This window comes from Eubacterium oxidoreducens, assembly GCF_900104415.1.
Classification (GTDB): Bacteria; Bacillota; Clostridia; order Lachnospirales; family Lachnospiraceae; genus Eubacterium_C; species Eubacterium_C oxidoreducens.
This window is the reverse complement of sequence record NZ_FMXR01000014.1, coordinates 39,426-65,798: the sequence shown is the minus strand read 5'-3', so window position 1 is coordinate 65,798 and position 26,373 is coordinate 39,426. Positions and strand designations below refer to the sequence as shown.

Genomic DNA, 26,373 nt, shown 5'->3' with positions numbered 1-26,373 from the left:
GCAGCTTGGAAAAGCACCGCATCCTGTTTTATTATTCACTTACAGATTCTTCTGATTCAGAAGGTGTGTAAATCAATTCATTCGAGCTTCTAAAGATTGTTTCTTTAGAACCAACCTGATTGACAACAATGGAGGCAACATCATCGATTGAGACATCCGTTGCGTAGAGGTATTTATTTGATACATACGTGGTGGAAAGTTTCTCATCATTGAGATAAATCTTACTCCATTGTGTGAAGTTGCTACCATAGACACGAAGTGTTTGGCTTTCTTCGTCATAGTAGACATTGTTGAGTTCTACGTCATCAATGCCGATTACAATATCGCTGGCAACAGGGGCATTTTCTGAGCCGTCATATACATAATTATTGCCATATAAAATATCATATTGTAATAGCTCTAAGTTGTTTTTGTATTCTTTATAATCCTCATCAGACGAATCATAAACATTATTTTCCTGTTCGTAAGTAAAGATGGTTCCTTCATGAATATCTAATAAATCCGTAATATAAGAAGTCAGCTGATAGGTTGTAACATCTTTATCTTGTTGTTCAAGACCAAAATTGTTCCAGGTTACATACTGGGTATCATATAAAGAACCGGTGGTCATATCGTCTTCTGTCAGTCCCATAGTTGGAAGATGATCGCCATATAATACCAACATCGTGTCTTCATCTCGTTCGGATAGCATCTCTACTAATTCGCCGATAAAGGTATCAACTTCGTGGATTTCATTGATGAAGTATTCCCATTGATAATTTTCTTCTTCTGTCTCAGCTCCGGTGACTTCGATTTCAGGGTCTTCAAATACCTGATAAGAAGGATAGCTTCCGTGAGACTGAACCGTAATTGTGTAGACGTAATCGGCTTGATCTTCACTTGAGTCAAGGCATTTTTCGATTTCACCGGTCAGGATATCATCGGTTGCCCAGGTTCCAAGTTCGTTATAAGTACGGATATCCATAACTTCTTTACAAGTATAGGTATCATAACCAAGATTAGAAAATACATTGGCACGACCATAGAAATTACCGCCATTGTTATGAACGGCATGTGTGCTGTATCCAATTGCTGATAAATCAGAGGCAATACTTTCGCAGACCTGTGATTTTAATACTGTCTTATATGGATATTCGCCAAGTCCAAAGTATTCAATACTCATACCGGTCATGACTTCGAATTCGGTATTGGCTGTTCCGGCACCTACAACAGGAACCTGAAGATAGCCGGATGTGTAATTCTCCATCAATTTATGGAAATTCGGTGTAGGATCTTCTGAGTAATTTAAGAACTTCACCGTATATGGGTCAATAAAACTTTCAAGCTGTACAAAGATGATATTTGGTTGATCACTTGTGGAAGTCTGTTCTTCTACCTGCTCCGTAATAGACTCGATTGCTTCTTCGCTATAATCACTAGGCTGATTCATTCCACGATCAATTACACTTGCTGAGAAGCTGTAAATAAAACCGTAGTCTTTGTATCCTTGTGCGAGATTACCAAAGTAATCCGCAAGAACATCTGTAGCAACAGCAGCATTCGTAACAGAAGGTACACATACTAAGCTGACAAGCAGTCCACAGATGGCAATGCCGCGTCTTGGACGAGCTTTGAACTTAGGACTTTTAATTGCGAACATAATCATATATACAACCAAGAACACAATAAAGGCGCAGATGGCAATAATCTGCGGGATTGAAATGTAGTTATTGGTCATAGCAAATAAATCGCTAATCATCTTAAAATCGGTAAAGTTAAACGGCGTAACACGGTTCGCAAGAATAATTCCGTTGATAGAACCGAGAATCAGCCAGGCTACCGTGACAAAGGTTCGGATAAACATGCGGCAGCGAAACGGGTATGCAAGAAGAAGACATACAAAAACAATCATGACATTATATAAGAAACGAACCGGTGTATCCGTAACGAATCCTAAGGCATCAATCATGGAATGTCTGGAAATACTTTCAATTGCATAGACCGTCAGTGAAGCCAAAATAAAATGCATAATCAAGGAGTATTTGTTCATGAATCTAACAGCCTTGATGACACGAGGATTACTCTCAATCTTGTTACGAAGCCGATTGTCTAGGGCATTCATTTTGCTGCGAAATGCTCTTACATGTTTTGAAAAAAATTCAAAAACCATATAAAGGGTGGAAGGAATAATTAGAATTCCTGTAAGGATTTTTTTTAATAATTTAATAATCTTTCCCATATAATTAAACAAGCAAAGCTTGCCCTCCTTTTATTAAAGATACCCTGATTCACAGAGCGTATTTAGAACTTGCTCTAAGAGCCTTGACGCAGAAGCGGCGTTCAGGCAGTTAACTTATTTCCTATGCGAATACATTGTATAAATAAAAATATTCTAACCATAAGATGTGAATAAAATGTGAATATTGTAAATTATTTTTTACTCCAATCTCTTTTCGGATTATAGAAATTTTATATCTCGTTGTCAATAAAGAATTTATTAAGAATGAATGAGAATAGAAAAAATTTTTCTTCCTCTTATTACCCTTGCACATACGGTAGTGAGGGAATGGTATCTGCTTGAAATAAAAAGGAGATTTCGCTATAATTGTGAATGCGTGATGCGTATTCATTTTAACGATAATATGGGAAAAGAAAAGAAAGGGGTCATCATGGGTGATTTAAAAAGTACGGATATGGAAATAGCGAATGCTATTCAGGCGGAATATGACCGTCAAAGTAGTCACATTGAGTTGATTGCATCGGAGAACTGGGTGAGTAGCGCAGTGATGGAAGCAATGGGAAGTGTGCTGACGAATAAATATGCGGAAGGATATTCCGGTAAGAGATATTACGGAGGCTGTGAATGTGTTGATGTTGTTGAGACACTTGCTATTGAGCGGGCGAAGAAACTGTTTGGCTGTGAATATGTAAATGTTCAGCCGCATTCGGGCGCACAGGCTAATATGGCAGTGCAGTTTGCAATCCTACAGCCGAATGATACTGTGATGGGAATGAATCTGGATCATGGTGGACATTTGACACATGGAAGTCCGGTGAATTTTTCCGGTTCATATTTTAATATTGTGCCTTATGGGGTTAATGATGAAGGATTCATTGATTATGATGAAGTACTTAAAATTGCCAAAGAATGTAAGCCTAAGATGATAATTGCAGGTGCCAGTGCATATGCAAGAATCATTGATTTTAAGAAATTTAGAGAAATTGCAGATGAAGTAGGGGCTGTTTTGTTTGTTGATATGGCGCATATTGCCGGTCTTGTAGCTGCCGGACTACATCCAAGTCCAATTCCATATGCAGATGTTGTTACAACAACAACGCATAAGACGCTTCGAGGACCAAGAGGTGGGATGATTCTTTCAAGTGAAGAGGTTGCTAAGAAATATAATTTCAACAAGGCAGTATTCCCGGGAATTCAAGGCGGTCCACTGATGCATGTGATTGCCGGTAAAGCAGTATGTTTTAAGGAAGCATTAGATCCGGCATTTAAAGAATATCAGCAGCAGGTCATCAATAATGCACAGGCATTGGCAAAAGGACTAATGAGCCGCGGCGTTGATATCGTCAGCGGTGGAACGGATAACCATCTGATGCTTGTGGATCTTAGAAAAGATGAGATGACAGGAAAAGAACTTGAGAAGATGCTTGATGAAGCACATATTACGGCGAATAAGAACACGGTTCCAAATGATCCAAAGTCGCCGTTTGTTACAAGTGGTGTTCGTCTTGGAACACCTGCAGCAACTACGAGAGGCTTGAAAGAGCCACAGATGGATCGCATTGCACAGGCAATTGCGATGATTGTAAAGGAAAGACAAGAAGCAATTCCAAAGGCAAGAAAGATTGTGGAGGAATTGACCAAAGAATTTACACTTACAAAATAAAAAGCACTAAAAAAGAATGTCGCCGAGGTGACATTCTTTTGTTTAGTTACTTTTTTTGTCGGTTACAGGTGGTTTGGGTAATTTCATATATATAGTATCGATACGGTTCTTATCCATTTTTTCGATACGGAAGAATAACCCATCATCTGTAATTAGACTGTCTTTCTCATTTGGCAGATGATCGAGTTTTTCTAACAGATATCCGCCGATAGAATCATAGTCTTCGCTCGAAAGCGGAATGCCGATTTCCTTGCCTAAATCTTCAAGATTCATAACTCCTTGAATGAGATATTCGCCTTCACCGATTTGTTCTAAATCATCCTTTTCATCTCCGTCGTATTCGTCTCGGATTTCTCCGACAATTTCTTCAAGAAGATCTTCAAGTGTAATCATTCCGGCTGTTGCGCCATATTCATCCAAAACAATTGCAATATAAGCAGATTCTTTTCGCATTTGTGCAAATAGGTCATCAAGGGTCTGATGCTCGAACGTAAAGAATGCTTCACGAATGTAATCACGAATGGAAAAGTGATTGGTGTCTTCGATTAACAGTAGATCTTTTATATTTAGGATGCCGATTACGTTATCGGTGGAGTCTTCGTAAATTGGAAGACGGGTATGCATGTTTTTTCGATAAATTTCAATGACTTCTTCATATGTATCATTGAGTTTTACAAAGTCCATATCAGGACGGGGAACCATGATTTCTTTTGCCTGTGCATCATCAAAATCAAACACGTTATAAATCATCTGTCGTTCTTCCGGTTCAATCATTCCATTTTCATGAGAATCATCTACAATCGTTTTGAGTTCTTCTTCTGTCATGACATCATCAATGGAAGCGGTATCGGCACGAAACAGCTTTAAAAATCCCATGGCAATTGCTGTAATTATGAAGATAATCGGTCTTAATACTGTGGAATAGGCAGTAAAAAAACCACTGTATTTCATAGCAATCTTCTCGGAATTGCGAGTTGCATAATTCTTAGGTGCAATTTCGCCAAAGATTAAAACAATAATTGTCAGCGCGCCGGTTGCAATACCTGCACCAATACTTCCAAAAAGATGGATTCCCAATGTGGTTGCTAAAGATGAAGCGGATAGATTTACAACATTATTTCCGATTAAGATTGCACTTAATAGTCGCTCAATATTGTTGCAAAGATCTAAGGCCTTTTGGGCTTTTGGGTTTCCGTCTGCAGCCAAAGTACGTAGTCTTATGTTACTGGCTGTTGTAAAAGCGGTCTCTGAAGAAGAGAAAAAAGCCGATAAAAAAATTAATAAAATTACTATAATTAGTCGGATCGCGTCATAGGGGTCCAAAGAAATTCCACCTTCCTTAAAATGATAAAATTTTTTCTCATTATATAGTATGTGTGAAAGAATGACAAGTTAGGAAAGAAGGAATTGAAGTGTTATGCCTTGTCATTCAAAAGGCGGTATGTTATACTAGACAAAATTAAATGCTTAGTATAAAGGAGAGTGTGCTTTATGAAACATGTAAAGACATTAAATACAAAGAGATTACAAAATACAGTTAAAAAAGGCGGATGTGGCGAGTGCCAGACTTCTTGTCAGTCAGCTTGCAAGACTTCTTGTACAGTAGGAAATCAAAGCTGCGAGCATAGCAAGTAAGGATTTTGAAGAAACAAAAAAGAATGTTAAGACAGGCCGTATGGTTTCATACGGTCTGTTATTGCGTTATTTAACGCAGTCGGGGTATACGCTTAGGCGGTGGTAAAAGTTCCGCGAGGATGTGTATAAGACCCGCTTTTTCAGAAAGGTAATTTTAAGAGATGATACATCAATTTAAAAACAATGGTTTTAACATTGTTCTAGACGTGAACAGTGGTGCAATTCATGTGGTGGATGATGTTGTATATGATGTGCTTGAGATTTATGAAGAAAATTCTACGGAGCAAATAATACAAAAATTATCCGAGCATTATGACGAAGAAGAGTTAAAAGAAGCACTTGAAGAGATTCAAGAACTGATTGATCAGGAAATGCTCTTTACCAAAGACGAATATGAAGATTATATTTTTGACTTTTCCAAAAGACCGACAGTTGTAAAAGCATTATGTCTTCATATTGCTCATGATTGTAACTTGTCCTGCAAGTATTGCTTTGCAGAAGAAGGGGAATATCATGGTCAAAAAAGAGAACTTATGAGCTATGAAGTTGGCAAAGCGGCACTTGATTTTTTGATTGCCAATTCGGGTAGCAGAAGGAATCTGGAAGTGGATTTCTTTGGCGGAGAACCACTGATGAATTTTGATGTGGTAAAAAGGCTGGTTGCTTATGGAAGAGAGCAAGAGAAATTACATGGTAAGAATTTTCGTTTTACACTTACCACAAATGGTACGCTGGTAAACGAGGATGTCATGGAATTTGCCAATCGGGAAATGAGCAATGTGGTTATGAGTATTGATGGGCGTAAGGAAGTCAATGACCGCATGCGACCGTTCCCAAAAGGCGCCGGCAGTTATGATATTATCGTTCCTAAATTCAAAGAATTTGCCAAGAGCAGAAATCAGGAAAATTATTATGTGCGTGGGACATTTACCCATCACAACTTAGACTTTGCTAAGGATGTGCTTCATTTGGCAGATCTTGGGTTTGAGCAGATCTCGGTAGAGCCGGTAGTAGCGCAGCCGGAGGATGATTATGCAATTACGCAGGAAGATCTTCCGAAATTATTTGATGAGTATGATCGTCTGGCAGCAGAAATGCGAAAGAGAAATCAGTTAGGAAAGACTTTTAATTTTTTCCATTTTATGATAGATTTAGAAGGTGGCCCGTGTGTGGCAAAACGCTTGTCAGGATGCGGATCTGGGACAGAGTATCTGGCAGTTACACCAACAGGAGAGCTCTATCCATGTCACCAATTCGTGGGAAATGAAGATTTCTTGATGGGAACGGTATTTACCGGAATTGAAAATAAAGATCTTCAGACAGAGTTTAAGAGTTGTAACGTATATTCGAAGGAAAAGTGCAGAAAATGTTTTGCAAAGTTTTATTGTAGCGGCGGTTGTGCAGCGAATTCCTTTAATTTTCATGGAAGTATCCATGATGCCTATGACGTAGGGTGCGAGTTACAAAAAAAACGAATTGAATGTGCGATTATGTTAGAAGCAGCAAAAGCGCAGGAATTATAACTAGGAAGGAAGAAGGAAAACAATGAAAAAGTCAAAGAGCATAGTTGCGATTATCATCATTGTAGCGATTATCGCAGCACTTGGATATTATGCTTTCGGAGTTTTGTCAGCAACCAAGGATAAGGAAGATGCCGGAATCAAGCTTGGATTGGATCTGGCAGGTGGCGTTAGTATTACTTATGAAGCAGTAGACGGAGCTCCATCATCGGAAGATATGGCAGATACGATCTACAAGCTGCAACGAAGAGCTGAAAGTTACAGTACTGAGGCTAGCGTATATCAGCAGGGGGATGACAGAATTACCATTGAGATTCCGGGTGTCAGCGATGCAAATGAGGTGCTAGAAGAACTTGGAACACCTGGTTCATTGGAATTTCAAACACCGGACGGAGAGGCGTTCTTAGATGGTGATGATATTGCCGATGCACAGGCAGCATCTACCGGAAGTGATGTCAATGACAGTGGTTATGTTGTAGAGCTGACCTTGACAGATGAGGCGGCTGAAACATTTGCAGAAATTACCGGTGAATATGTGGGACAGCAGCTCCCGATCGTATATGATGGAGAGACGATTTCTTCACCGACAGTACAAAGTCAGATTACAGGCGGAACAGCGCAGATTACAGGTATGGACAGCTATGAAGAAGCGGAAGAACTTGCATCTATGATTCGTATCGGTTCTTTGTCTGTAGAGCTTGAAGAAGTACAGTCAGAAGTAGTAAGTGCACAGCTTGGTTCAGATGCGATTAGTACGTCTTTAAAAGCAGCAGCAATTGGTCTTGCGATTGTAATGATCTTACTGATTATATTTTATGCTGTTCCGGGTGTGGTTGCAGCAATTGCACTTGCACTTTATACCGCATTGGTGGTAAGTGTTATTAATGTCTTTGATGTAACGCTTACGCTTCCGGGTATTGCCGGTATCATCTTGTCGATTGGTATGGCAGTAGATGCAAATGTTATTATATTTGCTCGTATCAGAGAGGAGCTTGCAGCTGACCACAGCGTGCTTGTTTCAATAAAAAGCGGATTTAAGAAGGGACTTTCGGCAATTGTAGATGGTAATATTACAACATTAATTGCTGCAGCTGTGTTAGGAGCAAGAGGTTCTGGTTCCGTGCGAGGATTTGCTGCAACACTTGCGATTGGTATTGTTCTTTCTATGTTTACAGCACTGGTTATTTCTAGAATTTTGATGTTATCATTCTATGGCCTTGGGGTTAAGAATGAGCGTGCTTATCGGAAAGCGAAAGCAAGAAAGACCATTAATTTTATTGGAAAAAGAAGAATCTATTTCCTTGTTTCGATTGTGATTATCGTAATCGGATTCGGTTATATGGGTTACCAAAGCAATCAGGGCAATGGTGCACTTAATTATTCCCTTGAATTTGTTGGCGGTACCTCTACAACAGTTGAGATGGATAAGGACTATACAGTAGAAGAGTTAGAGTCTGAGGTTGTACCGGTTGTCAGTGAAGTAACCAATGACAGTGCGATTCAGACGCAAAATGTTAGCGATTCGAATGCGATTGTGATTAAGACTAGAACGCTTGACTTAGAAGAGCGTGAGGAATTGAGCACAGCGCTTCAGGAGAACTTTGGAGTAGCAGAGGAAGATATTCAATATACAAATATCAGTTCTACCATCAGTTCGGAAATGAGAAGCGATGCATTATGGGCGGTTATTATAGCTGCAATCTTAATGCTGATTTATATCTGGTTTAGATTTAAGGATATTCGATATGCTTCTTCAGCAGTACTTGCTTTGGTACATGATATTTTGATTGTACTTACCTGTTATGCGCTGACGAGAATTTCAGTCGGAAGTACATTTATTGCATGTATGTTGACGCTGATTGGTTATTCCATCAATGATACCATCGTAATCTTTGACCGATTCAGAGAGAACCTGACAAATGCAAGAGAGAAAAAGGATGCGGATGCCGTAATGGAAATTGGTAATAAGAGTATTACGCAGACGATTACGCGTTCGATTATGACTTCTTTGACTACATTTGTTATGGTATTTGTATTATATCTTCTTGGAGTGGCAACGATTAAGGATTTTGCATTGCCATTAATCGTAGGTATTATCAGTGGTACGTATTCTTCAATCGCAATTGCATCGGGACTTTGGTTCTCGTTTAAGTTGCATATCGGTAAGGAAAAGCTGGTAAGAATACCAAAAGCTGTGAAGCAACCGAAAGAGGAACAAAAAACAGAAAAAGAAGAAACGGAGCCAAAGAAAGAGCTTGTTTCTCAAAAACGTAAGAAAAAGAAAAGAAGATAAAAACGGTATGTGAGTCTTATATGCCCAATCAGGTTATCATGCAATCTGATTGGGCTTTTCTTTTAAAACACGCTGCGTAGCATGCATACTTGCGCGAAAAGAAATTGCAACAATATTAAGCCGCAAGAGACGTTCTGTTTTGGTTGAGATATTTTCAGGAAGTGTTATAATTAATAAAAAAACATGGGAAAATAGTATTAGTATTATGCATGTAAAACATGCCAGCGGAGACGACATGGATTCTATGCTGAGTTGTGCGGGATGAGACAGGAATATTTGGAGGAGATGAAGGGGTTTTTATGGACGGGTTCGTATTAAAATTGAAAAATTATGGGGCAGATGTAGAAGGTACATTGGAACGTTTTCTTGGGGATGTTGATTTGTATAAGAAATGTCTGGATGATTTTTTGGAGGATCAAACGATGTGCAAGTTAAAAGAAGCAGTTGAGGCAGGAGATACACATACTGCTTTTTTACATTCACATGCGCTAAAAGGAGTTGCCGGAAATCTCGGGCTTACGCCGCTCTATGAAAGACTGATTGAAGAAGTAGAACCGCTTAGAACAGAGAATGCTGAAGATATGATGCGATTGTATCTAGAAGTTGAGAAAGAATACGAGCGATTGAGACAGGAGGTATTGTGACATGGTGATTGTAAATGAATTTTATGATGGAATGATAGAGGAAATGCCGGCAGAAGTGCTGCATGATTTTTTTGTAAGTGAAATACGCGAATTTCTCGAGGATAAAATCAGCAGTGTTTTGGGAAAATTACTTAGTAATGATCCGGTTTCGGCTGAAGAAGTGATGACGCTTCTAGATCGCAGTTTTGATGATACGGATTTTATGAAAACATTTGTGCTGACCAGGCTACGTGATTTTTCGGCATCTTGTAAGACGAAGAATGCCTCGAATCAATGGGTGCTTGATTACTTCTATTTATGTGGTCTAAAGGAGCTGTTGCAACTAAAAAAAGTGGAAAAGGTAACGAAGACGCCGGAACTTGCAGACCGAATTAATGTAACAGTGTCGCAGATTGACACTTGGATTTCAAAACTTGAGGTACCGTCATCGGGATTATTTAAAAAGAAGACAGATACAATGGTTGAAAATATCGATGCGGATGAATTGTATAATACGATGACCAATCTTACGGCAAATGTGTTTCAGGTATATCATTCTTTGATTGCGGGAAAGGAAAAAGAACGCAATGATGTGAATTATGCGTATAAACTTTCGATTGATGAAGTGGATTTTGATGATGTTGATTTGGATGATATCAAAGACGCCGTCAAAGCGGCGAAAATCCAAAAAGGAAGTATGGCCTTAAATGTATTCGAGAATATGCTTGCATTGTTTTATATAAGGCAGTGTAGATAGTACCAGATATTGGGAGCAAAGTACATCTTGTGTGCTATATCTATGCGTAGTATAATGACCATCAAGTGAGTAGTTAATTCATTTGAAAGGAGCCATAATTGTGAACAGATGGAAGATCCGACTTGGTGCACCAGGTGATGTTGAAGAGTTTGTTGGTGCAGCCGGCAAGTGTGATTTTGATATTGACGCAGGATTTGGTCATATTATCATTGACGCGAAGTCGATTTTAGGGATGATGGGATTAGGCTATTCAAGAGTACTTGATGTGACATGCAGAGGTCAGAATGAGGAATTTGAGAAAGTTCTGAAGAAGTTTGCTGTTATGTCATAATAGAAAGCATGTTAAGGAGAATCATGGATGATTCTCCTTTTTTTATAATAGAAAGTTAGAAAGAAGTTTTCGTTCTTTGTGAGGCGGTTATGGAGAAGATTAGAATATCGGTTCGAAATTTCCTTGAGTTTTTGATGAGAAGCGGAGATATTGACCAAAGAATATCAAAATCAGGGCAGACACAGGCAATGCTTGAAGGGGCTAAGTTGCACAGAAGAATCCAAAAAAGTATGGGTTCGACCTATGAAGCAGAGGTGCCACTTAAGATAGAAGTGTGTAGAGAGGAATATATTCTTTCCTTAGAAGGAAGAGCCGACGGAATAATAAAAGAAGACCCGGTGATAATCGATGAAATTAAGGGAATGTTTTGCGATGTTATGAAAATGGAAGAACCGGTGGCAATCCACCTAGCTCAGGCAAAATGTTACGCGTATATGTATGTGAGATTATTTGACCAGGAATGCATCAAGGTGCAGATGACATATGCAAGTTTAGGAAGAGACGAAGAAGAAATTAAGTATTTTACATATACTTATTCGGCAGAGGAATTAGAATCGTGGTTTATGAATCTGGTTCTGGAATATGACCGCTGGGCAGTAGAACAGATGCACCAAAAAGAACAAAGAAGAGCATCAATCGAGAAACTGCAATTTCCGTTCCCTTATCGAGAGGGACAAAAGCAGCTTGCGGCGGCGGTTTACAGAACGCTTGAAGAGGGCGCGCAGCTATTTGTTGAGGCGCCTACCGGAGCAGGAAAGACAATGGCATGTGTTTTTCCGGCGGTAAAGGCTGTGGGAGAAGGCTATGGGGATAAGATCTTTTATTTGACAGCCAAAACGATTACAAAAAGTGTGGCAAAAGAAGCATTTTACGTATTAAAAGACCATGGATACGCAGGAAAGCTGCTTGAGATAACGGCCAAGGAGAAAATCTGTCCGATGGACGATATGCTCTGCAATCCTCAGGCGTGTATGTACGCAAAAGGTCACTTTGATCGGGTGAATGATGCCCTTTTTCATGTGTGGACAACGAAGGACGTCTTTCTTCGTAAGCAGATACAAAAGGCAGCAGAAGAATATAAAGTATGTCCTTATGAATTTCAATTAGATCTTGCGCAGTGGGCGGATGATATCGTATGCGATTATAATTATGCATTTGATCCTAATGCACATTTGAAACGATTTTTTTCAGAAGGTAGTAAGGGCGATCATCTGTTTTTGGTCGACGAAGCACACAATTTGGTGAATCGCGCCAGGGAAATGTACAGCGCGACGTTGATAAAAGAAGATTTTTTGCGTGTCAAGAAGATCTTGAATTCTCATAACAAGAAAATCACAAAGCAGTTAGAAGCTTGTAATAAGGTGCTTTTAGAATGGAAACGACAGTGTGATGGTTATATGGTACATGAGCAGATTAACGAGCTTATATTCAAGTTGCTTCGTCTTGCAAGTACGATGGATGAATTTTTAAGAGAAAGTGATGAATTTGCAGGAAAAGAAGAAGTGGTAGAATTTTATATGACACTTCGTGGGTTTATGATGATTTATGACCTTTTGGATGAAAACTACGTGATTTATTCGGAAATCACACCGGAGGATGAATTTGCATTGCATCTTTTTTGTGTAGATACAGCAAGCAATCTAAAATCCTACTTAGATCGAGGAAGAGGCGTGATATTTTTCTCGGCAACTTTTCTGCCAATTCAATATTACAAGCATCTGCTTAGCACATATGAAAATCCCTATGCAATCTATGCAAGGAGCACATTTTCAAAAGAACAAAGCTGCGTTTTGGTCGGAGCAGATGTGAGTAGTTTGTATTCACGCCGGACGAGGGAAGAGTTCGAACACTTCGCAGAATATCTAAAAGGAATGGCGCTTTCTAAACAAGGAAATTATATTGCATTTTTCCCATCTTATAAGATGATGCGTCAGGTTTACGAAGTGTTTATGAACCTTGAAGAAGCAAAGCAGGTAGAAGTGGTTGTGCAGGAGCGGCGCATGTTAGAAGCGGACAGGGAAGAGTTTTTGGAAGCGTTTGAGAAGAAAAGAAATCAATCTTTGCTTGCATTTTGTGTTTTGGGCGGAATATTTTCGGAAGGAATTGATCTAAAAGGAAGCCGTCTGATTGGAGCCGCAATTATCGGAACGGCGTTGCCTATGGTATGCAATGAACGAGATATTTTGAAAAATTATTACAGCGAACAAGGAAAAAACGGATTTGATTATGCATATACCTATGAGGGGATGACAAAGGTGCTGCAGGCGGCCGGCAGGGTGATTCGCACAAAGGAAGATTATGGGGTTATTTTGCTTTTGGATGAACGGTTTATGAGAAATGATATGCAAGGGTTATTCCCGATGGAGTGGTCGCACAGGCAGGTATGCAATCTAACAAATTTTAAAGGAAAATTAGAGAATTTTTGGAAGACTTCGTTATTGCGAATTGAAGACGAAGAAGGTATGATATAAGTAATGTGTCTTAAGACGATTAAGGAGGATAAACGAATGGGTAACGTCAGACGTATCTATGTGGAAAAGAAAACAGCCTTTGCAGTAAAGGCAAGAGAGTTGAAGGCTGAGATTCGTAATTATCTTGGAATTGAAGAAGTTACAAAGGTTCGCGAACTGATTCGTTATGATATTGAAAATGTATCGGATGAAACATATCAAAAGGCATTGGTAACGGTATTTTCTGAGCCACCGCTGGATCATGTATATGAGGAGACCTTTGATGCTGCAGGCGGCAAGGTCTTTAGTGTGGAGTATTTGCCGGGACAGTTTGATCAAAGAGCGGATTCTGCACAGCAATGTGTAAAACTGTTGGCAGAAGACGAAGAACCGGTTATTCATACAGCAACTACCTACGTGATAAAAGGGGATTTGACGGAGGAACAATTAGAGGCAATTAAGGATCATTGCATTAATCCGGTTGACTCAAGATGTGCACTCGAGGAAAAGCCGGATACTTTGGTAGTAGATTATGAAGAACCTGCGGATGTGCTGGTTTTTGATGGATTTATAAAAATGTCAGATGCGGAGCTTAAGAAGCTTTATGAGAGTCTTGGACTGGCAATGACCTTCGAAGATTTTAAGCATATTCATAATTATTTTGCCAATGATGAAAAGCGAAATCCGTCTATGACAGAGATTCGTGTGCTAGATACCTATTGGTCAGATCATTGTCGTCATACAACATTTTCAACAGAACTTTCGAGCGTGAAGTTTGGAAATGGCTATTACAAGAAACCAATTGAAGAAACCTATCAGGATTATCTGAATACCCATAAAGAATTATATAAAGGCAGAGATGATAAATTTGTCTGCCTTATGGACATCGCACTTTTGGCGATGAAGAAATTAAAAGCGGAAGGCAAAATGACCGATCAGGAAGAATCGGATGAAATTAATGCCTGCAGTATTGTAGTTCCGATTGAAGTAGATGGTAAGGAAGAAGAGTGGCTTGTAAACTTTAAGAATGAAACACATAATCATCCAACAGAAATCGAGCCGTTTGGTGGAGCTGCAACTTGTCTTGGCGGGGCAATCAGAGATCCGCTTTCCGGACGTACTTATGTCTATCAGGCGATGCGCGTTACGGGCGCAGCAGATCCGACACTTCCGGTTGAGGATACTATGAGCGGTAAGTTGCCACAAAGAAAAATCGTGACAGAAGCAGCCAGAGGATACAGTTCATATGGTAACCAGATTGGACTGGCAACCGGTTATGTTAAGGAAGTATACCATCCGGATTATGTTGCAAAGAGAATGGAAATCGGTGCTGTAATGGGCGCTGCTCCAAGACGTGCAGTGCAGCGACTGAATTCGGATCCGGGTGATATCATCATTCTTCTTGGTGGAAGAACAGGACGCGATGGTTGCGGTGGCGCAACCGGATCTTCTAAAGCGCATACGTCAGAATCGCTTGATACATGCGGTGCAGAAGTTCAAAAGGGTAATGCGCCGACAGAACGTAAGATTCAAAGATTGTTTAGACGTGAAGAAGTCAGCTTTTTGATAAAGAAATGTAATGACTTTGGCGCAGGTGGTGTTTCGGTAGCGATTGGGGAACTTGCAGATGGACTGAAGGTTAATCTGGATAAGGTTCCAAAGAAGTATGCCGGTCTTGATGGAACCGAACTTGCGATTTCTGAGTCTCAAGAGCGTATGGCGGTTGTGATTGATCCAAAAGACGTAGAGCAATTTTTGGCATATGCCAAGGAAGAGAATCTTGAGGCGACTGAGGTTGCAGTGGTAACAAAAGAACCTAGACTGATCTTGACCTGGCGTGGCAAGGAAATCGTGAATTTGAAAAGAAGTTTTCTAGATACAAATGGAGCTCATCAAGAGACCAGTGTGGAAGTTGAAATTCCAAAACAAGAAGAGAATTTCTTAAATAAGATTGCCATTAAAGAAGTTGAAGAGTCTTTAGAGGATGATGAATTCTACAGTGCCTGGATGAATACTTTGGTGGACTTAAATGTCTGCTCGCAAAAGGGACTTGTAGAACAGTTTGATGCATCAATTGGAGCCGGCAGTGTGCTTATGCCATATGGTGGTAAATATCAGATGACAGAAACACAGAGTATGGTGGCAAAAATTCCTGTTCAAAACGGTACCACAGATGCTGTTTCGATGATGGCTTATGGATTTGAACCTAAACTGTCTTCGTGGAGTCCATATCACGGCTCAGTATATGCGGTATTAGAATCTGTAGCAAGAATTGTGGCAACCGGTGGCGATTATAAGAAAATTCATTTTACCTTCCAGGAATATTTCAAACGCATGACAGAAGATCCTAAGCGTTGGAGTCAGCCATTTAGTGCACTCCTGGGTGCATATAAGGCACAGATTGGTCTTGGCCTTGCTTCTATCGGCGGTAAGGATTCCATGTCCGGAAGCTTTAATGAGATTGACGTTCCGCCTACACTTGTTTCTTTCAGTGTGGATGTTGCAAATGGCAGTGACATTATTACACCGGAACTTAAGAGAATGGATTCGGCCATTGTCTTATTTGAAATTAAGAAAGATGAATATGATCTTCCTGATTTTGAGCAGGTTAAGGATTTATATGAAACTTTTACACAGCTTGTTCGAGAAGGTGCCATTACTTCTGCTTATGCGGTTGATGCTTATGGTATTGCAGCAGCTCTTGCGAAGATGTCCTTTGGTAATAAGATTGGACTTACATTTGAGTCTGATTTGGATGCCAAGAAAACCTTTATGCCTGGATTTGGTAATCTTGTAGCAGAAGTTCCGGCAGCAAAGGTGGCCGGTCTTAAGGATGTGATTCGCCGTGCTAATTTAGAAAAATATGTTAGTGTAATTGCTCATACGAATTTTGAAAAGAATATTAAATATAAAGCAGAAGTGATTGAGCTTGAAGATGCGATAGAAGTTTGGACTTCGAGACTTGAAGGAGTTTATCCGACAAGAGAGTCACAAGTGCGCAAGCAGCTTGGAGATCCACATTTTGAAGCAGAGAAGATTTATGTATGTAAACATAAAGTGGCGAAGCCAACGGTATTTATACCGGTATTTCCTGGAACAAATTGCGAGTATGATTCTGCAAGAGCATTCAAAGAGGCCGGTGCAGATGTTATCGTTAAGGTGTTTAAGAATTTAAATGCGCAGGACATCAGAGATTCTGTTGAGGAATTTACAAAGGCAATTCGCCAGTCACAGATTTTGATGTTCCCTGGTGGATTTTCTGCCGGTGATGAACCGGAAGGTTCTGCGAAGTTCTTTGCTACAGCATTTCGTAATGAGAAGATGAAAGAAGCTGTAATGAAGCTTTTGAATGAAAGAGATGGATTGGCACTTGGAATCTGTAATGGATTCCAGGCTCTGATTAAGCTGGGGCTGGTTCCTTATGGTGAAATTCGTGCGCAGGATGAGAACTCTCCGACTTTGACTTATAATACGGTAGGTCGTCATATTTCTAAGATGGTATATACGCAGGTTGTTTCGAATAAGTCGCCATGGCTTATGAAAGCACCGCTAGGTCATACATTTGTGAATCCTGCCTCTCATGGAGAAGGTCGATTTGTTGCACCGCAAGAAGTATTGCAAAAGCTTTTTGATGAAGGTCAGATTGCTACAAGATATGTGGATGCATTCGGAAAACCGACGACAGACGAGGAATGGAATGTGAATGGTTCTTATCTGGCTGTTGAAGGAATTACTTCTCCGGATGGTAGAGTGCTTGGAAAGATGGCGCACTCAGAACGACGAGGAAAAAATGTTGCCATTAATATTTATGGAAAACAGAATATGGAATTGTTTGAGTCAGGAGTAGAATATTTCAAATAAAAACTTATTTACAGATATGATATGTGGATGCCGCTTTGTATTGTACAGGCGGCGTCTTTTTATTTATTATTATTATTATTTTTTTTTTTTTTTTTTTTGATAAAATAATAGTATCAAGTGGAAAATGATAAATAGCCTGCAAATAAAAGGGGAGGTGGGGGCACGAATCCATTTGATATTTTATAGAAAGCGGAGGAGATTAATTATGAAAAAACAAAAAACAAAGTTAGGAATTGTGTATGCCATTATTTATGTGGTGATTATTATTGCGCTAGTATATACAGATATAACGAATGCGCTGACAGAACTATTTACGTTATATGATTTTGCATTGATTCTAATTGTGACTTTTGTTGCTTTATTTGTGGGAGGCAATTTTATATCGTTTTGGAAAAGTTTTGTGCTTTTAGGGGATGCATCTGCGAGCAAAAAACAGCTGCAAGAAAGCATTGATGCAATCAGCTTTTCGATAAAGGCAGTATTGGCTTCAGGAGCATTTTTTTCAGCAGCATTTTTCTTCCTCATCTGCAATGAGGATTTTGATAATACAATTACAAGAATTGTAAATTATGGAGGCTGCGGTCGGACACTGGTTCATTCTTTTTTCCTTGTATTATTATTGCTCCCTTTGCTGTATCGATTAAAAAAACAAATGATACGAAAAGAAGAATAGTTCCTTTGAGAGGTGGCACAAATTGGAATAAAGCGTCAAGAAATGATTGCGAAAAGTTGGATGATAAAAAAGCTGTTGCACGGGTATGTGCAGCAGCTTTTTGTTAGATGTGAACAGGTCCGTTTTGGGCAACGTAATGATACTTACCATCATCGCCCATGTAGCATTCGAGATTACATGGGACATTTTGAGAAGGATCCGGATGATTTTTCCAAAGTTCATAAAGCGTTGGAAGAAAGATCGGCCATTGGCTTGCTTCGTAATCCTCATGATCAGTTGCCCAGTTGGGAGTTGGTTTAAAGTCCGGATTCTCTTTTAACATATCGAGGATGAATCCTGGTGGCATGGTGCAGCGGCTGTTGGTAACCGTTGCAGTAATATGAACGCATCCGCCCGGTACATCTTCCCACATATGAATTGTGGAATCTACAAGTTCCCCGATATCATTAAATACACCTTCGCAAATGACATGTTTTAAACAGGTCTTAAGCGGGAAAAAATCCGTAAGATGTAGTCGATGGATTTCTACTCCTTCGCCGCCAAATACCGGAATCCCCTTGCCGACAGTTTCGGCAATCATATGAACCGAATCTTCAAATCCGTATTCTTGGGGAGATTTAATCCAGGTGAATTTTTTATGAGAGCCGGGTGCCCATAAGTAATACCCTTTTTCCATATTGGCCCAAAACCAGTCAAGCATCTTTGAAGTTATACCCGGGAGAAAATGCTGCTTTTGAGAAGGGAGTTCGTAGCCCTTTGCAATAGCTTCATCGGTTAATTCGACCTTGGATAAAAGTGGATTAGGTTTGGCAGGCGGAACAAATGGTACAAGGTCAATGTTAATATTGTCTTTGGCAGGCAAATGAGTCTGCCCTGCATTAGGAATATAATTAGTATTTGTCTTCATACATCACTCTTCTTTCTTTTGATACCTAAAGTATATCGAAAGAGATGGTGCGAGGCAAGAAGGGAAAAAGTATTGGTAATATAGATACATAATCCGTATAATGTTAAGTAGGAGTATTTGGGAGGTGAATTATGACATCAAAGCAAATGGAAATCTATCTGGAAGTGGCCAGAACGGAAAGCTTTACGATTACGGCAGAACGGTTGTTTATGTCCCAGCCGACGGTGTCGAGGCAAATGGCTCTTTTGGAGGAAGAGACAGGATGTTCTTTGTTCGTTAGGGGCAGTAATTTTGTGAAACTTACTCCGGAGGGAGAAGTCTTAAGAAAGAGTTTTGAGAAAGTGCAACGGATTATGGAACGCGGCTACAAAGAGATTGCATCAATTAGGGAAGGAAATCAAGGACATTTGGTATTGGGATTCATATCAGATATAGGAGTTCCGGATAGTCTCCTAAGCGTAATAGATGTATTTGGAAAACGTTATCCGAAAGTAGATATCACTTATGTGGGAAAACCTTTTACGGATTTTGCAAATGATTTAGAGGACGGTGCAATTGATGTGCTGCTATCACATGAGATGGAATTGGTTCGAACGGAAAAGTTAAACTCCATGTACGTAGGAGAAGCTTCTTCGTTTTTGTATTACGGTATACGAAATCCATTGGCTAGAAAAAAAGATCTTAAGGTGGAAGATTTTTTTGACAATCAGATTCATTGGGCACCGGTTGCGGCAAATACGGAAAGTCAGAGAAAACATTTGAAATCAATTACATCCTATTATCAGCGAGATGAAATTGATACGCGTTATGTGGATTCCACAAATACCACACTGTTTCATATTCGAATGGGAGATGGATATGGAATTATGGATCCTTTCGTATTACCGGTTGTGCCAAAAGATGTGCTGATGATTCCTTTTGAAGAGGGGGTTGTAAAAGCAGTGCAGAAACTGTTTTGGGGTGCAAATAATACGAATCCATGCATAAAACAATTCTGCGATTGCGTAAAAGAGTATTTTCCGGCGTATGTATGATAAAAGTATAGTCGCTTATGCAATTATTAAATCCAGATAAGTTAAGGAAATCGGTATAATAATTGTGGAGGTGTATTATTATGACAATGGAAAAAATGGTGATATTTCATAATTTGCTGGATGAAAATGCGAGACCGGCGATGGAACGATGGTTTCGAAGATCTCATGTGCCGGATGTGTTAACACAATATCCGTGGACCAATCGATATCTGCTTTATCGACCGGTTCCGGCACCGAAGGAGGCAATCGATGCGGGTTTATATACGTATCGGATTCATGAAAACTGGGCATATGACTTTCATGAAAGACGTGGCTCTAAAGGCTTGATTGGAATGACGCCGGAGCCGTGTGACAATGTAATAAAGGCAGACATCGTACACATTCCGGCTGAACCAACGGAAGATTTTCTTGGAAGCGACTGGTCTTACGAGCAGCATCCGATTCTTAGATGGGTAATTGCCTATCGCTATCCGATTGGCGCTGATAAAGAGGAGTGTGATCGTTTTTTTCTTGAAACACAGGCAAAAGAAATAATGAAAATGCCGGGGCTGATTCGTTTCTTTTCTCATAAGGCGATTGAATTTGAAGGAAGTCCTCTTCCAATTACAACGGAAGATAATAAAGAAGAAGGCGGAAAAAAGCTTGCGAACTTTATGAGACATTGGGATCGATTGAGTGAACTTTGGTTTGAATGTAATGATGATTGGACAAATGCACTGATTAAGAATCCGCCGGCATTTACCAAACCAAAATGGGCTTCGTCGGATAGATTTCCGTTTCTAAAGCCGGGAGATGATTTTATTCATACCTTTATTTTGGAATCGCCGGATAATGATTTTACGAAGACATTTAGCCCGCTATATTACTAAGGAGTAAAAAATGGCAAAAAAAGATAGTAATGGAATGGAAGTTCTGATTGCGGTTTATACAACGCAGGCAGCAGATTCGTTATCTGCGGAATTGGCAGCGCAAAGAGTCCATTACCTAAGGAGAAAGATTGGATCGGGAGAACATGGTAATTTTTTGATGTCCATGCGAAACTTTGGAGAAGAGATTTTGGTAGATCGACAAGATCTTGAGACTGCAAAAGCAATTCGAGAGGAATGGATCAAGAACGTAGATCGCTTTTCTAATACCTGGGACGGTCCAAAAGAGGTAGCCTCTGTACCGGGGAAGTTTGATAAAAGAACCTTGTATGCAAGAATTGGAGCAGCGGTGGTACTTGTGATTATGGTGGTTTGGTATATAGCCACCAGAAGTTGAACTCAGTCGGGGTACAAGCTCCGACTGAGTTCAACGCTCCGCGAGGATGCGCACGGATTCGGACAGGAATTTGTCTGCTGAAGCAGACCCGAATCCGGCGCACAAGACTCGCGAGCGAGTCTTGACTTTAAAAAATGAATGCAGGTATGCGAGAAGTAAATGCAGATCTACAGAAAGTGTAAAAAAAGTATAAAGTGAATGTAAAAACAATATAAATTATTGTGAAAAAATATCAAAGAGCGTGTAAAACCGAATGAGCACATGCAATAAGTGAATCCGGTTTTGGCGCTCTTTTTTGTATAATAATTTTGGATAGTAAAAGTAAGAGGAGGTATGATTATGGCTATCGGAATTATTGGTATTATTGTTGCACTTGCAATCTTTTTGTATGGTGCATACAAAAACGTATCGGTACTGTATCTTGCACCGCTTTGTGGTGTAATCGTTGCAGTAACAAACGGACTGAATGCAACAGAGGCTTTTACCAGTTTGTTTGTAGGTGCCGTAGAAGAAAACCAGGCAACCGGTGTATGGGAAATCGGTGGATTGTGTGGAATGATTACGGCAGTATTTCCAACTGTTTTTCTAGGAGGTATCTTTGGAAAGGTATTAGGAGACAGTGGAGCGGCGCAATCCATTGCAAAGACACTCGTTAACAAGTTTGTTATGAAACAGGAAGATAAGATTAAGCAGGCGAGAAGAGCGGTTTTGATTATGCTTATCATTGAATGTATCCTAACATACGGTGGCGTAGATGGATTCGTTGCAATCTTCGCAACGTTCCCAATCGCAATGTATATGGCTCACAGAATTGATATTCCAAGACGTTATGTACCGGCAATGCTGGCGCTTAGCTGTGGTGCAAACTCAGCACCGTTCGTGCTTAGTATTAACAATATCATTTGTATGAGTATTCTTGAGACTAGCCCGGGAGCAGCACCGATTCCTGGATTTATCAGTTTTATAGTCATCGAAGTTGGAATTTACTTCATTTGCTCATCATTTGTTGTAAGAGCAATTAAGAAGGGTGAAAAATTTGAGTGGGGAACTTGTCAGCCGCTTCCGGAAGACGATAAGGTGAAACTTCCAAACTTTTGGCTGTCACTTCTTCCGCTTGTGATTGTATTCTTGCTGTTTGCAATCGTGCAGAATGCATCATTAGCACTTGTTTGTGGTATTGCCTCAGCGGTTTTGCTTCATGCACCATATTTCAAAGATCATGAAAGAAAGGGATTCTTTGGCTGGTCAGGTAAAGTGTTAGGATCACTGAATATTGGAGCGACAAATGGTGCAACTGCAATTATGACTCTTTGTTCAGCGGCGGGATTTGCAGCTGTTGTACAGCACACGGATGCATTTAACGGACTTGTTGGTACACTCTTTGGAACTGGCATGGCGCCGCTTGTTATGGGAATTGTCCTTTGTATTATCGTCGTAGCATTTACATCATCACCGCCGGCAGCACTTGGAATTGCGCTTCCGATGGTGGCAGCTGCTTATATATGGGTTGAGGTGCCGGCCGTAAATCCGGCGGCATTGGCTCGTGTGTCCGCAATCGCAGTATCGACATTTGAGACGCTTCCTGTTAACGGATTGATTCTTCTTACGACAGGGCTGGCGCAGGTTAAAATCAAGGATGCATATGGTCCTATGTTCTTGCAGACGGTTATTATGACTTTGGTTGGTACTGTTCTTTGTGCAATTGTTCTTACGGTTGCACCTGGATTGGCATAGGGAATTATTGGAATATTGGAATAGGAAATCGGAATCGGGCGCTGCTTTGTGTGGCGCTCGAAATCCATGATAATAGCTGTTTAGGTGTTGGCAATATTGAGGATCATTTATTGCTCTAAGGAATCTATCATATATGTGCTTTGAACAAGTAAAATAACAAAAAATAAAAAATATGAAAAAAGTGCTTGACTTAGGACGGACGGAATAGTATACTAACGAAGTCGGTCAAAACGAGCGGCACGGCACATGGGATCTTAGCTCAGCTGGGAGAGCATCTGCCTTACAAGCAGAGGGTCACAGGTTCGAGCCCTGTAGGTCCCATTTAGATATCTTATTTAGATATTTAATTTCATAAATATGGCGAGATAGCTCAGCTGGCTAGAGCACACGGTTCATACCCGTGGTGTCGAGGGTTCGAGTCCCCCTCTCGCTACTTGGAAAGTCTGAAAGAGTATATCGATTTCAGACTTTTTCTTTTTTGGTTATTCCTTGTACAATGTGAATGAAAAGTAGTATAATACCTCTGTATAGATAATAATAGGGAGATTATGTGATTAACCTTTTTTGCAGCCTTTACGAGGAGGAAATGTCATGAAAAAATTCACAAGAGGAATTTGCGTGATTGCAGCAATTGCAGTTCTTGGATATTTAGCTTATAAGTTATTTGAACATTTTTCGGATGGGACTTGTTTTATTGACTACGATGGTGAGGAAAATCAGACAAAAGAGTCCGTTGGCAAGAAAGTAAAAGGCACAATTTCGAAAGTGAAAGAAAGCCTTACGAAGTAATATGGACAGGAGTAAGCCGCAAGGCGATTGGATATGGAGTATTTAAATCAGTATAAGCAACGCAATGAACAAGCATTTGAGCGTTATGAACTGATCAAAGAACGGATAATACAAATTAAGGATGAACGTCATGCGACGGCATCGGATTTTTTTGCATTTAATGCAGCATTTATTGAGCGGATTTTGGAGCTGTATGAAGAAATTGAAACGGGAAAGTATTTTGATAAGAGCATAGAGGAACTTGAGAAGGATAATCATGAACTTTATGAAGATATTTTGCCGGAGAATTACGAGCGCAGTTATGCCAATCCTACATATGCGGTATCGAAGTTTGGGGCCCAGATGGGAAGCTTATTGAGCTTTTTGCAAGCGCAGCTTCGATGCATGATTTCGTATGCCTTTGAACGAAAAAAAGCGTATCTTACGATTTATGCAGAATTATTTGTGGAAATCTATAATTTGTTTGAAGAACAAGAAGTGGATTTAAAGGAAGTGCGGATGAGCATTTACTGGTTTTTCCATGATTATATTGAGTGGTTCGTAACCGATGCGGTTGTGTCGAATATTGATGCTCGTCAGGATTTCTTTACGGAAATAATTATGACAAAAGACCTTAAAGATCTTTCTTATCTTTACTATTATGGATCGTATATCAGTGAGAATGAAAGACAGATGGCTGCTTATATGAATACACTTTCGCAAGATGAAATCCAGCAGATGGCAGATACGTTTACAGAAGGGTACCGAATTGGCTTTGAAGTGACAGGAAAAGATTTGTCCAAGAAGAAAACAACCATGATTTATTATCCGATTGGCTTTGAGAGAATGGTTAAAAAAGCGGTGGATAATTTGGAAAAATTGAATCTAAAGCCGACGGTGTTTCGAGAACGTATTTCTTCACACGAGGGAATTCGGATTTCTAAAAATGGTTGTTATTCAAGCAGTCCAAATCCGCAGTATGATTATGACCATCAATTTGATATGGGACTGTATTTTGATAAATCCTTTGCAAAAAGGCGTCTTGAAGTGATGAAGACGGCTTATGAAAATCATAAGGAACTGGCAGAAAAGATGGCTGGCCCGGCTGTCATTGAGGTTTTTGGAGAAGAACCTTTTACGCCAAAGGAGACACCGCAGAGAATTACATTTTCAAAAGAACAGCTTGATGAGCATGTGACATATCAAAGTGCAGCGAGTCAATTAGTGAATCAGTATATAATTGGAAGCGAGAGAAGTTATACAATTATTGCTTTTCCAATTCCGAAGATCGGTAAGGATTTTGACAAAATATTTAAGGAAACAATCAAAATCAACACACTGGATTATGAGACTTATTTGACGATTCAGCAAAAGATGATTGATGTGCTGAATCAGGCGAAAGAGGTGCAGATAACCGGAAAAGATGCGAATGAAACTTCTCTTACAGTAGCAATCTATCCACTAGAAGATTGCGAGAAGCAGACCGCATTTGAAAATTGTGTAGCGGACGTCAATATTCCGGTAGGCGAGGTGTTTACATCGCCGGTGCTTAAGGGAACAAATGGAATTTTGCATGTTAGTGAGGTCTTTTTAAATGGCCTTCGATATGAGAATTTAAAGGTGAACTTTGAAGATGGAATGACAACGAGTCTTGATTGTGATAACTTTGAGGATGAACAAGTAAATCAAAAGTTTTTGAAAGAAAATCTGTTGTTTGGACATGAAGCATTGCCGATGGGAGAATTCGCAATCGGTACCAATACGATTGCATACCAAATGGGGAAAAAGTTCGGAATCTTTGATAGATTACCGATTTTGATTGCGGAAAAGACAGGTCCGCATTTTGCAATTGGCGATACCTGTTATTCTTATGCGGAGGATATACGCGTCTATAATGCAGATGGCAAGGAGATTGTCGCTAAGGAAAATGAAGTATCCGCAAGGAGAAAACAAGACCCTTGTGCGGCATATTTTAACTGTCATACCGATATTACGATTCCATTTGATGAACTTGAATCGATTACAGTTATCAGACGGGATGGAACTAAAGAGGATATTATTCGGGACGGGTTATTTGTTGTACCCGGAACAGAATTGTTAAATGAACCACTAGGAGGATAAAAGAATGGCTAAAGTAGGAATTGTTATGGGATCTGATTCGGATATGCCGATTATGGCAAAGGCTGCAGATATTTTAGAACAGCTTGGGATTGAGTATGAAATGACAATTATTTCTGCACATAGAGAGCCGGATGTGTTTTTTGAGTATGCGAAAACAGCGGAAGAAAAAGGCTTTAAGGTGATTATTGCAGGCGCAGGAATGGCAGCTCACTTGCCGGGAATGTGTGCAGCAATCTTTCCGATGCCGGTAATCGGAATACCGATGCATACGACATCGCTCGGAGGAAGAGATTCGCTTTATTCCATTGTGCAGATGCCATCCGGAATTCCGGTTGCGACAGTTGCAATTAACGGAGGCGCCAATGCAGGACTTTTGGCAGCGAAGATACTAGCGACATCTGATGCAGCGCTTCTTGATAAATTAAAGAAATATTCCAAGGATCTGAAAGAACAGGTGCAGGCAAAGGATGCACGTCTTCAGGAAATTGGTTACAAAAAATACCTTGATAAATAAAACGGAGG

General features: G+C 40.0%; 20 protein-coding genes and 2 tRNA genes. 19 read left to right on the top strand and 3 right to left on the bottom strand.

The window, feature by feature from the left end:
- Nucleotides 1–31: 31 nt before the first annotated feature.
- Entirely contained in the window at nucleotides 32–2,230 is a 2,199-nt protein-coding gene (locus BLS20_RS09835; RefSeq protein ID WP_143010253.1) for an LTA synthase family protein, read from the bottom strand.
- A gap of 418 nt (nucleotides 2,231–2,648) precedes the next feature.
- On the opposite strand from BLS20_RS09835, the gene glyA reads away from it, so the two are divergent.
- Nucleotides 2,649–3,881, top strand: a complete 1,233-nt coding sequence (gene glyA / locus BLS20_RS09830; RefSeq protein WP_090174235.1) for a serine hydroxymethyltransferase — start codon at nucleotides 2,649–2,651, stop codon at nucleotides 3,879–3,881.
- A gap of 42 nt (nucleotides 3,882–3,923) precedes the next feature.
- Here glyA and BLS20_RS09825 read toward each other — a convergent pair whose 3' ends face one another.
- Nucleotides 3,924–5,204: an HlyC/CorC family transporter gene (locus BLS20_RS09825; RefSeq protein ID WP_090174197.1), complete on the bottom strand. Its 1,281-nt coding sequence runs from the start codon at nucleotides 5,202–5,204 to the stop codon at nucleotides 3,924–3,926.
- Between the two features lie 168 nt (nucleotides 5,205–5,372).
- Between BLS20_RS09825 and scfA the strand changes: the two genes are divergently transcribed.
- From scfA to BLS20_RS09780, 9 genes are all read left to right on the top strand, one after another.
- Nucleotides 5,373–5,516, top strand: coding sequence for a six-cysteine ranthipeptide SCIFF (scfA, locus tag BLS20_RS09820; RefSeq protein ID WP_090174196.1), 144 nt, complete (start codon nucleotides 5,373–5,375; stop codon nucleotides 5,514–5,516).
- A gap of 161 nt (nucleotides 5,517–5,677) precedes the next feature.
- A complete protein-coding gene (scfB, locus tag BLS20_RS09815; RefSeq protein WP_090174195.1) occupies nucleotides 5,678–7,039 on the top strand; it encodes a thioether cross-link-forming SCIFF peptide maturase in 1,362 nt (453 codons plus the stop codon).
- A 22-nt stretch (nucleotides 7,040–7,061) separates the two neighbouring features.
- Nucleotides 7,062–9,329: a protein translocase subunit SecD gene (gene secD, locus BLS20_RS09810; protein WP_090174194.1), complete on the top strand. Its 2,268-nt coding sequence runs from the start codon at nucleotides 7,062–7,064 to the stop codon at nucleotides 9,327–9,329.
- Between the two features lie 299 nt (nucleotides 9,330–9,628).
- Nucleotides 9,629–9,973: an Hpt domain-containing protein gene (locus BLS20_RS09805; RefSeq protein WP_090174193.1), complete on the top strand. Its 345-nt coding sequence runs from the start codon at nucleotides 9,629–9,631 to the stop codon at nucleotides 9,971–9,973.
- 1 nt (nucleotide 9,974) lies between these two features.
- Entirely contained in the window at nucleotides 9,975–10,709 is a 735-nt protein-coding gene (locus BLS20_RS09800; protein ID WP_090174192.1) for a hypothetical protein, read from the top strand.
- Between the two features lie 100 nt (nucleotides 10,710–10,809).
- Nucleotides 10,810–11,040 (top strand): HPr family phosphocarrier protein, encoded by a 231-nt coding sequence (locus BLS20_RS09795; protein ID WP_341443216.1) that lies wholly within the window; start codon nucleotides 10,810–10,812, stop codon nucleotides 11,038–11,040.
- Between the two features lie 89 nt (nucleotides 11,041–11,129).
- Nucleotides 11,130–13,511: an ATP-dependent DNA helicase gene (locus BLS20_RS09790; protein WP_090174191.1), complete on the top strand. Its 2,382-nt coding sequence runs from the start codon at nucleotides 11,130–11,132 to the stop codon at nucleotides 13,509–13,511.
- 36 nt (nucleotides 13,512–13,547) lie between these two features.
- On the top strand, nucleotides 13,548–17,351 hold the full coding sequence (locus tag BLS20_RS09785) for a phosphoribosylformylglycinamidine synthase (protein WP_090174190.1): 3,804 nt from the start codon (nucleotides 13,548–13,550) through the stop codon (nucleotides 17,349–17,351).
- Nucleotides 17,352–17,556: 205 nt separating this feature from the next.
- Entirely contained in the window at nucleotides 17,557–18,024 is a 468-nt protein-coding gene (locus BLS20_RS09780; protein WP_090174189.1) for a hypothetical protein, read from the top strand.
- A 103-nt stretch (nucleotides 18,025–18,127) separates the two neighbouring features.
- Here the strand turns inward: BLS20_RS09780 and BLS20_RS09775 are convergent, their stop codons facing one another.
- Complete coding sequence (locus BLS20_RS09775) at nucleotides 18,128–18,931, bottom strand: glycogen debranching protein (protein ID WP_090174188.1); 804 nt, start codon at nucleotides 18,929–18,931, stop codon at nucleotides 18,128–18,130.
- A 131-nt stretch (nucleotides 18,932–19,062) separates the two neighbouring features.
- On the opposite strand from BLS20_RS09775, the gene BLS20_RS09770 reads away from it, so the two are divergent.
- The 9 genes from BLS20_RS09770 (at nucleotide 19,063) to purE (ending at nucleotide 26,365) form a co-directional block, all read left to right on the top strand.
- A complete protein-coding gene (locus BLS20_RS09770) occupies nucleotides 19,063–19,965 on the top strand; it encodes a LysR family transcriptional regulator (protein ID WP_090174187.1) in 903 nt (300 codons plus the stop codon).
- 80 nt (nucleotides 19,966–20,045) lie between these two features.
- On the top strand, nucleotides 20,046–20,834 hold the full coding sequence (locus BLS20_RS09765) for a hypothetical protein (RefSeq protein WP_090174186.1): 789 nt from the start codon (nucleotides 20,046–20,048) through the stop codon (nucleotides 20,832–20,834).
- A gap of 10 nt (nucleotides 20,835–20,844) precedes the next feature.
- On the top strand, nucleotides 20,845–21,228 hold the full coding sequence (locus BLS20_RS09760) for a hypothetical protein (protein ID WP_090174185.1): 384 nt from the start codon (nucleotides 20,845–20,847) through the stop codon (nucleotides 21,226–21,228).
- A gap of 339 nt (nucleotides 21,229–21,567) precedes the next feature.
- Entirely contained in the window at nucleotides 21,568–22,962 is a 1,395-nt protein-coding gene (locus tag BLS20_RS09755; RefSeq protein WP_090174184.1) for a GntP family permease, read from the top strand.
- 248 nt (nucleotides 22,963–23,210) lie between these two features.
- Nucleotides 23,211–23,283, top strand: a tRNA-Val gene (locus tag BLS20_RS09750).
- A 38-nt stretch (nucleotides 23,284–23,321) separates the two neighbouring features.
- Nucleotides 23,322–23,395 (top strand) — tRNA-Met (locus BLS20_RS09745).
- Nucleotides 23,396–23,553: 158 nt separating this feature from the next.
- Nucleotides 23,554–23,751: a hypothetical protein gene (locus BLS20_RS09740; RefSeq protein ID WP_090174183.1), complete on the top strand. Its 198-nt coding sequence runs from the start codon at nucleotides 23,554–23,556 to the stop codon at nucleotides 23,749–23,751.
- Nucleotides 23,752–23,784: 33 nt separating this feature from the next.
- Complete coding sequence (locus tag BLS20_RS09735) at nucleotides 23,785–25,851, top strand: aminopeptidase (RefSeq protein ID WP_090174182.1); 2,067 nt, start codon at nucleotides 23,785–23,787, stop codon at nucleotides 25,849–25,851.
- Between the two features lie 4 nt (nucleotides 25,852–25,855).
- Complete coding sequence (gene purE, locus BLS20_RS09730) at nucleotides 25,856–26,365, top strand: 5-(carboxyamino)imidazole ribonucleotide mutase (RefSeq protein WP_090174181.1); 510 nt, start codon at nucleotides 25,856–25,858, stop codon at nucleotides 26,363–26,365.
- The last annotated feature ends 8 nt before the right edge of the window (nucleotides 26,366–26,373 follow it).

What these genes read in the sequence shown, in the direction of transcription:
- glyA (WP_090174235.1), top strand. Translation starts at nt 2,649, where the DNA reads ATGGGTGATTTAAAAAGTACGGATATGGAAATAGCGAATGCTATTCAG.
- scfA (WP_090174196.1), top strand. Translation starts at nt 5,373, where the DNA reads ATGAAACATGTAAAGACATTAAATACAAAGAGATTACAAAATACAGTT.
- scfB (WP_090174195.1), top strand. Translation starts at nt 5,678, where the DNA reads ATGATACATCAATTTAAAAACAATGGTTTTAACATTGTTCTAGACGTG.
- secD (WP_090174194.1), top strand. Translation starts at nt 7,062, where the DNA reads ATGAAAAAGTCAAAGAGCATAGTTGCGATTATCATCATTGTAGCGATT.
- BLS20_RS09805 (WP_090174193.1), top strand. Translation starts at nt 9,629, where the DNA reads ATGGACGGGTTCGTATTAAAATTGAAAAATTATGGGGCAGATGTAGAA.
- BLS20_RS09800 (WP_090174192.1), top strand. Translation starts at nt 9,975, where the DNA reads ATGGTGATTGTAAATGAATTTTATGATGGAATGATAGAGGAAATGCCG.
- BLS20_RS09790 (WP_090174191.1), top strand. Translation starts at nt 11,130, where the DNA reads ATGGAGAAGATTAGAATATCGGTTCGAAATTTCCTTGAGTTTTTGATG.
- BLS20_RS09785 (WP_090174190.1), top strand. Translation starts at nt 13,548, where the DNA reads ATGGGTAACGTCAGACGTATCTATGTGGAAAAGAAAACAGCCTTTGCA.
- BLS20_RS09780 (WP_090174189.1), top strand. Translation starts at nt 17,557, where the DNA reads ATGAAAAAACAAAAAACAAAGTTAGGAATTGTGTATGCCATTATTTAT.
- BLS20_RS09775 (WP_090174188.1), bottom strand. Translation starts at nt 18,931, where the DNA reads ATGAAGACAAATACTAATTATATTCCTAATGCAGGGCAGACTCATTTG.
- BLS20_RS09770 (WP_090174187.1), top strand. Translation starts at nt 19,063, where the DNA reads ATGACATCAAAGCAAATGGAAATCTATCTGGAAGTGGCCAGAACGGAA.
- BLS20_RS09765 (WP_090174186.1), top strand. Translation starts at nt 20,046, where the DNA reads ATGACAATGGAAAAAATGGTGATATTTCATAATTTGCTGGATGAAAAT.
- BLS20_RS09760 (WP_090174185.1), top strand. Translation starts at nt 20,845, where the DNA reads ATGGCAAAAAAAGATAGTAATGGAATGGAAGTTCTGATTGCGGTTTAT.
- BLS20_RS09755 (WP_090174184.1), top strand. Translation starts at nt 21,568, where the DNA reads ATGGCTATCGGAATTATTGGTATTATTGTTGCACTTGCAATCTTTTTG.
- BLS20_RS09740 (WP_090174183.1), top strand. Translation starts at nt 23,554, where the DNA reads ATGAAAAAATTCACAAGAGGAATTTGCGTGATTGCAGCAATTGCAGTT.
- BLS20_RS09735 (WP_090174182.1), top strand. Translation starts at nt 23,785, where the DNA reads ATGGAGTATTTAAATCAGTATAAGCAACGCAATGAACAAGCATTTGAG.
- purE (WP_090174181.1), top strand. Translation starts at nt 25,856, where the DNA reads ATGGCTAAAGTAGGAATTGTTATGGGATCTGATTCGGATATGCCGATT.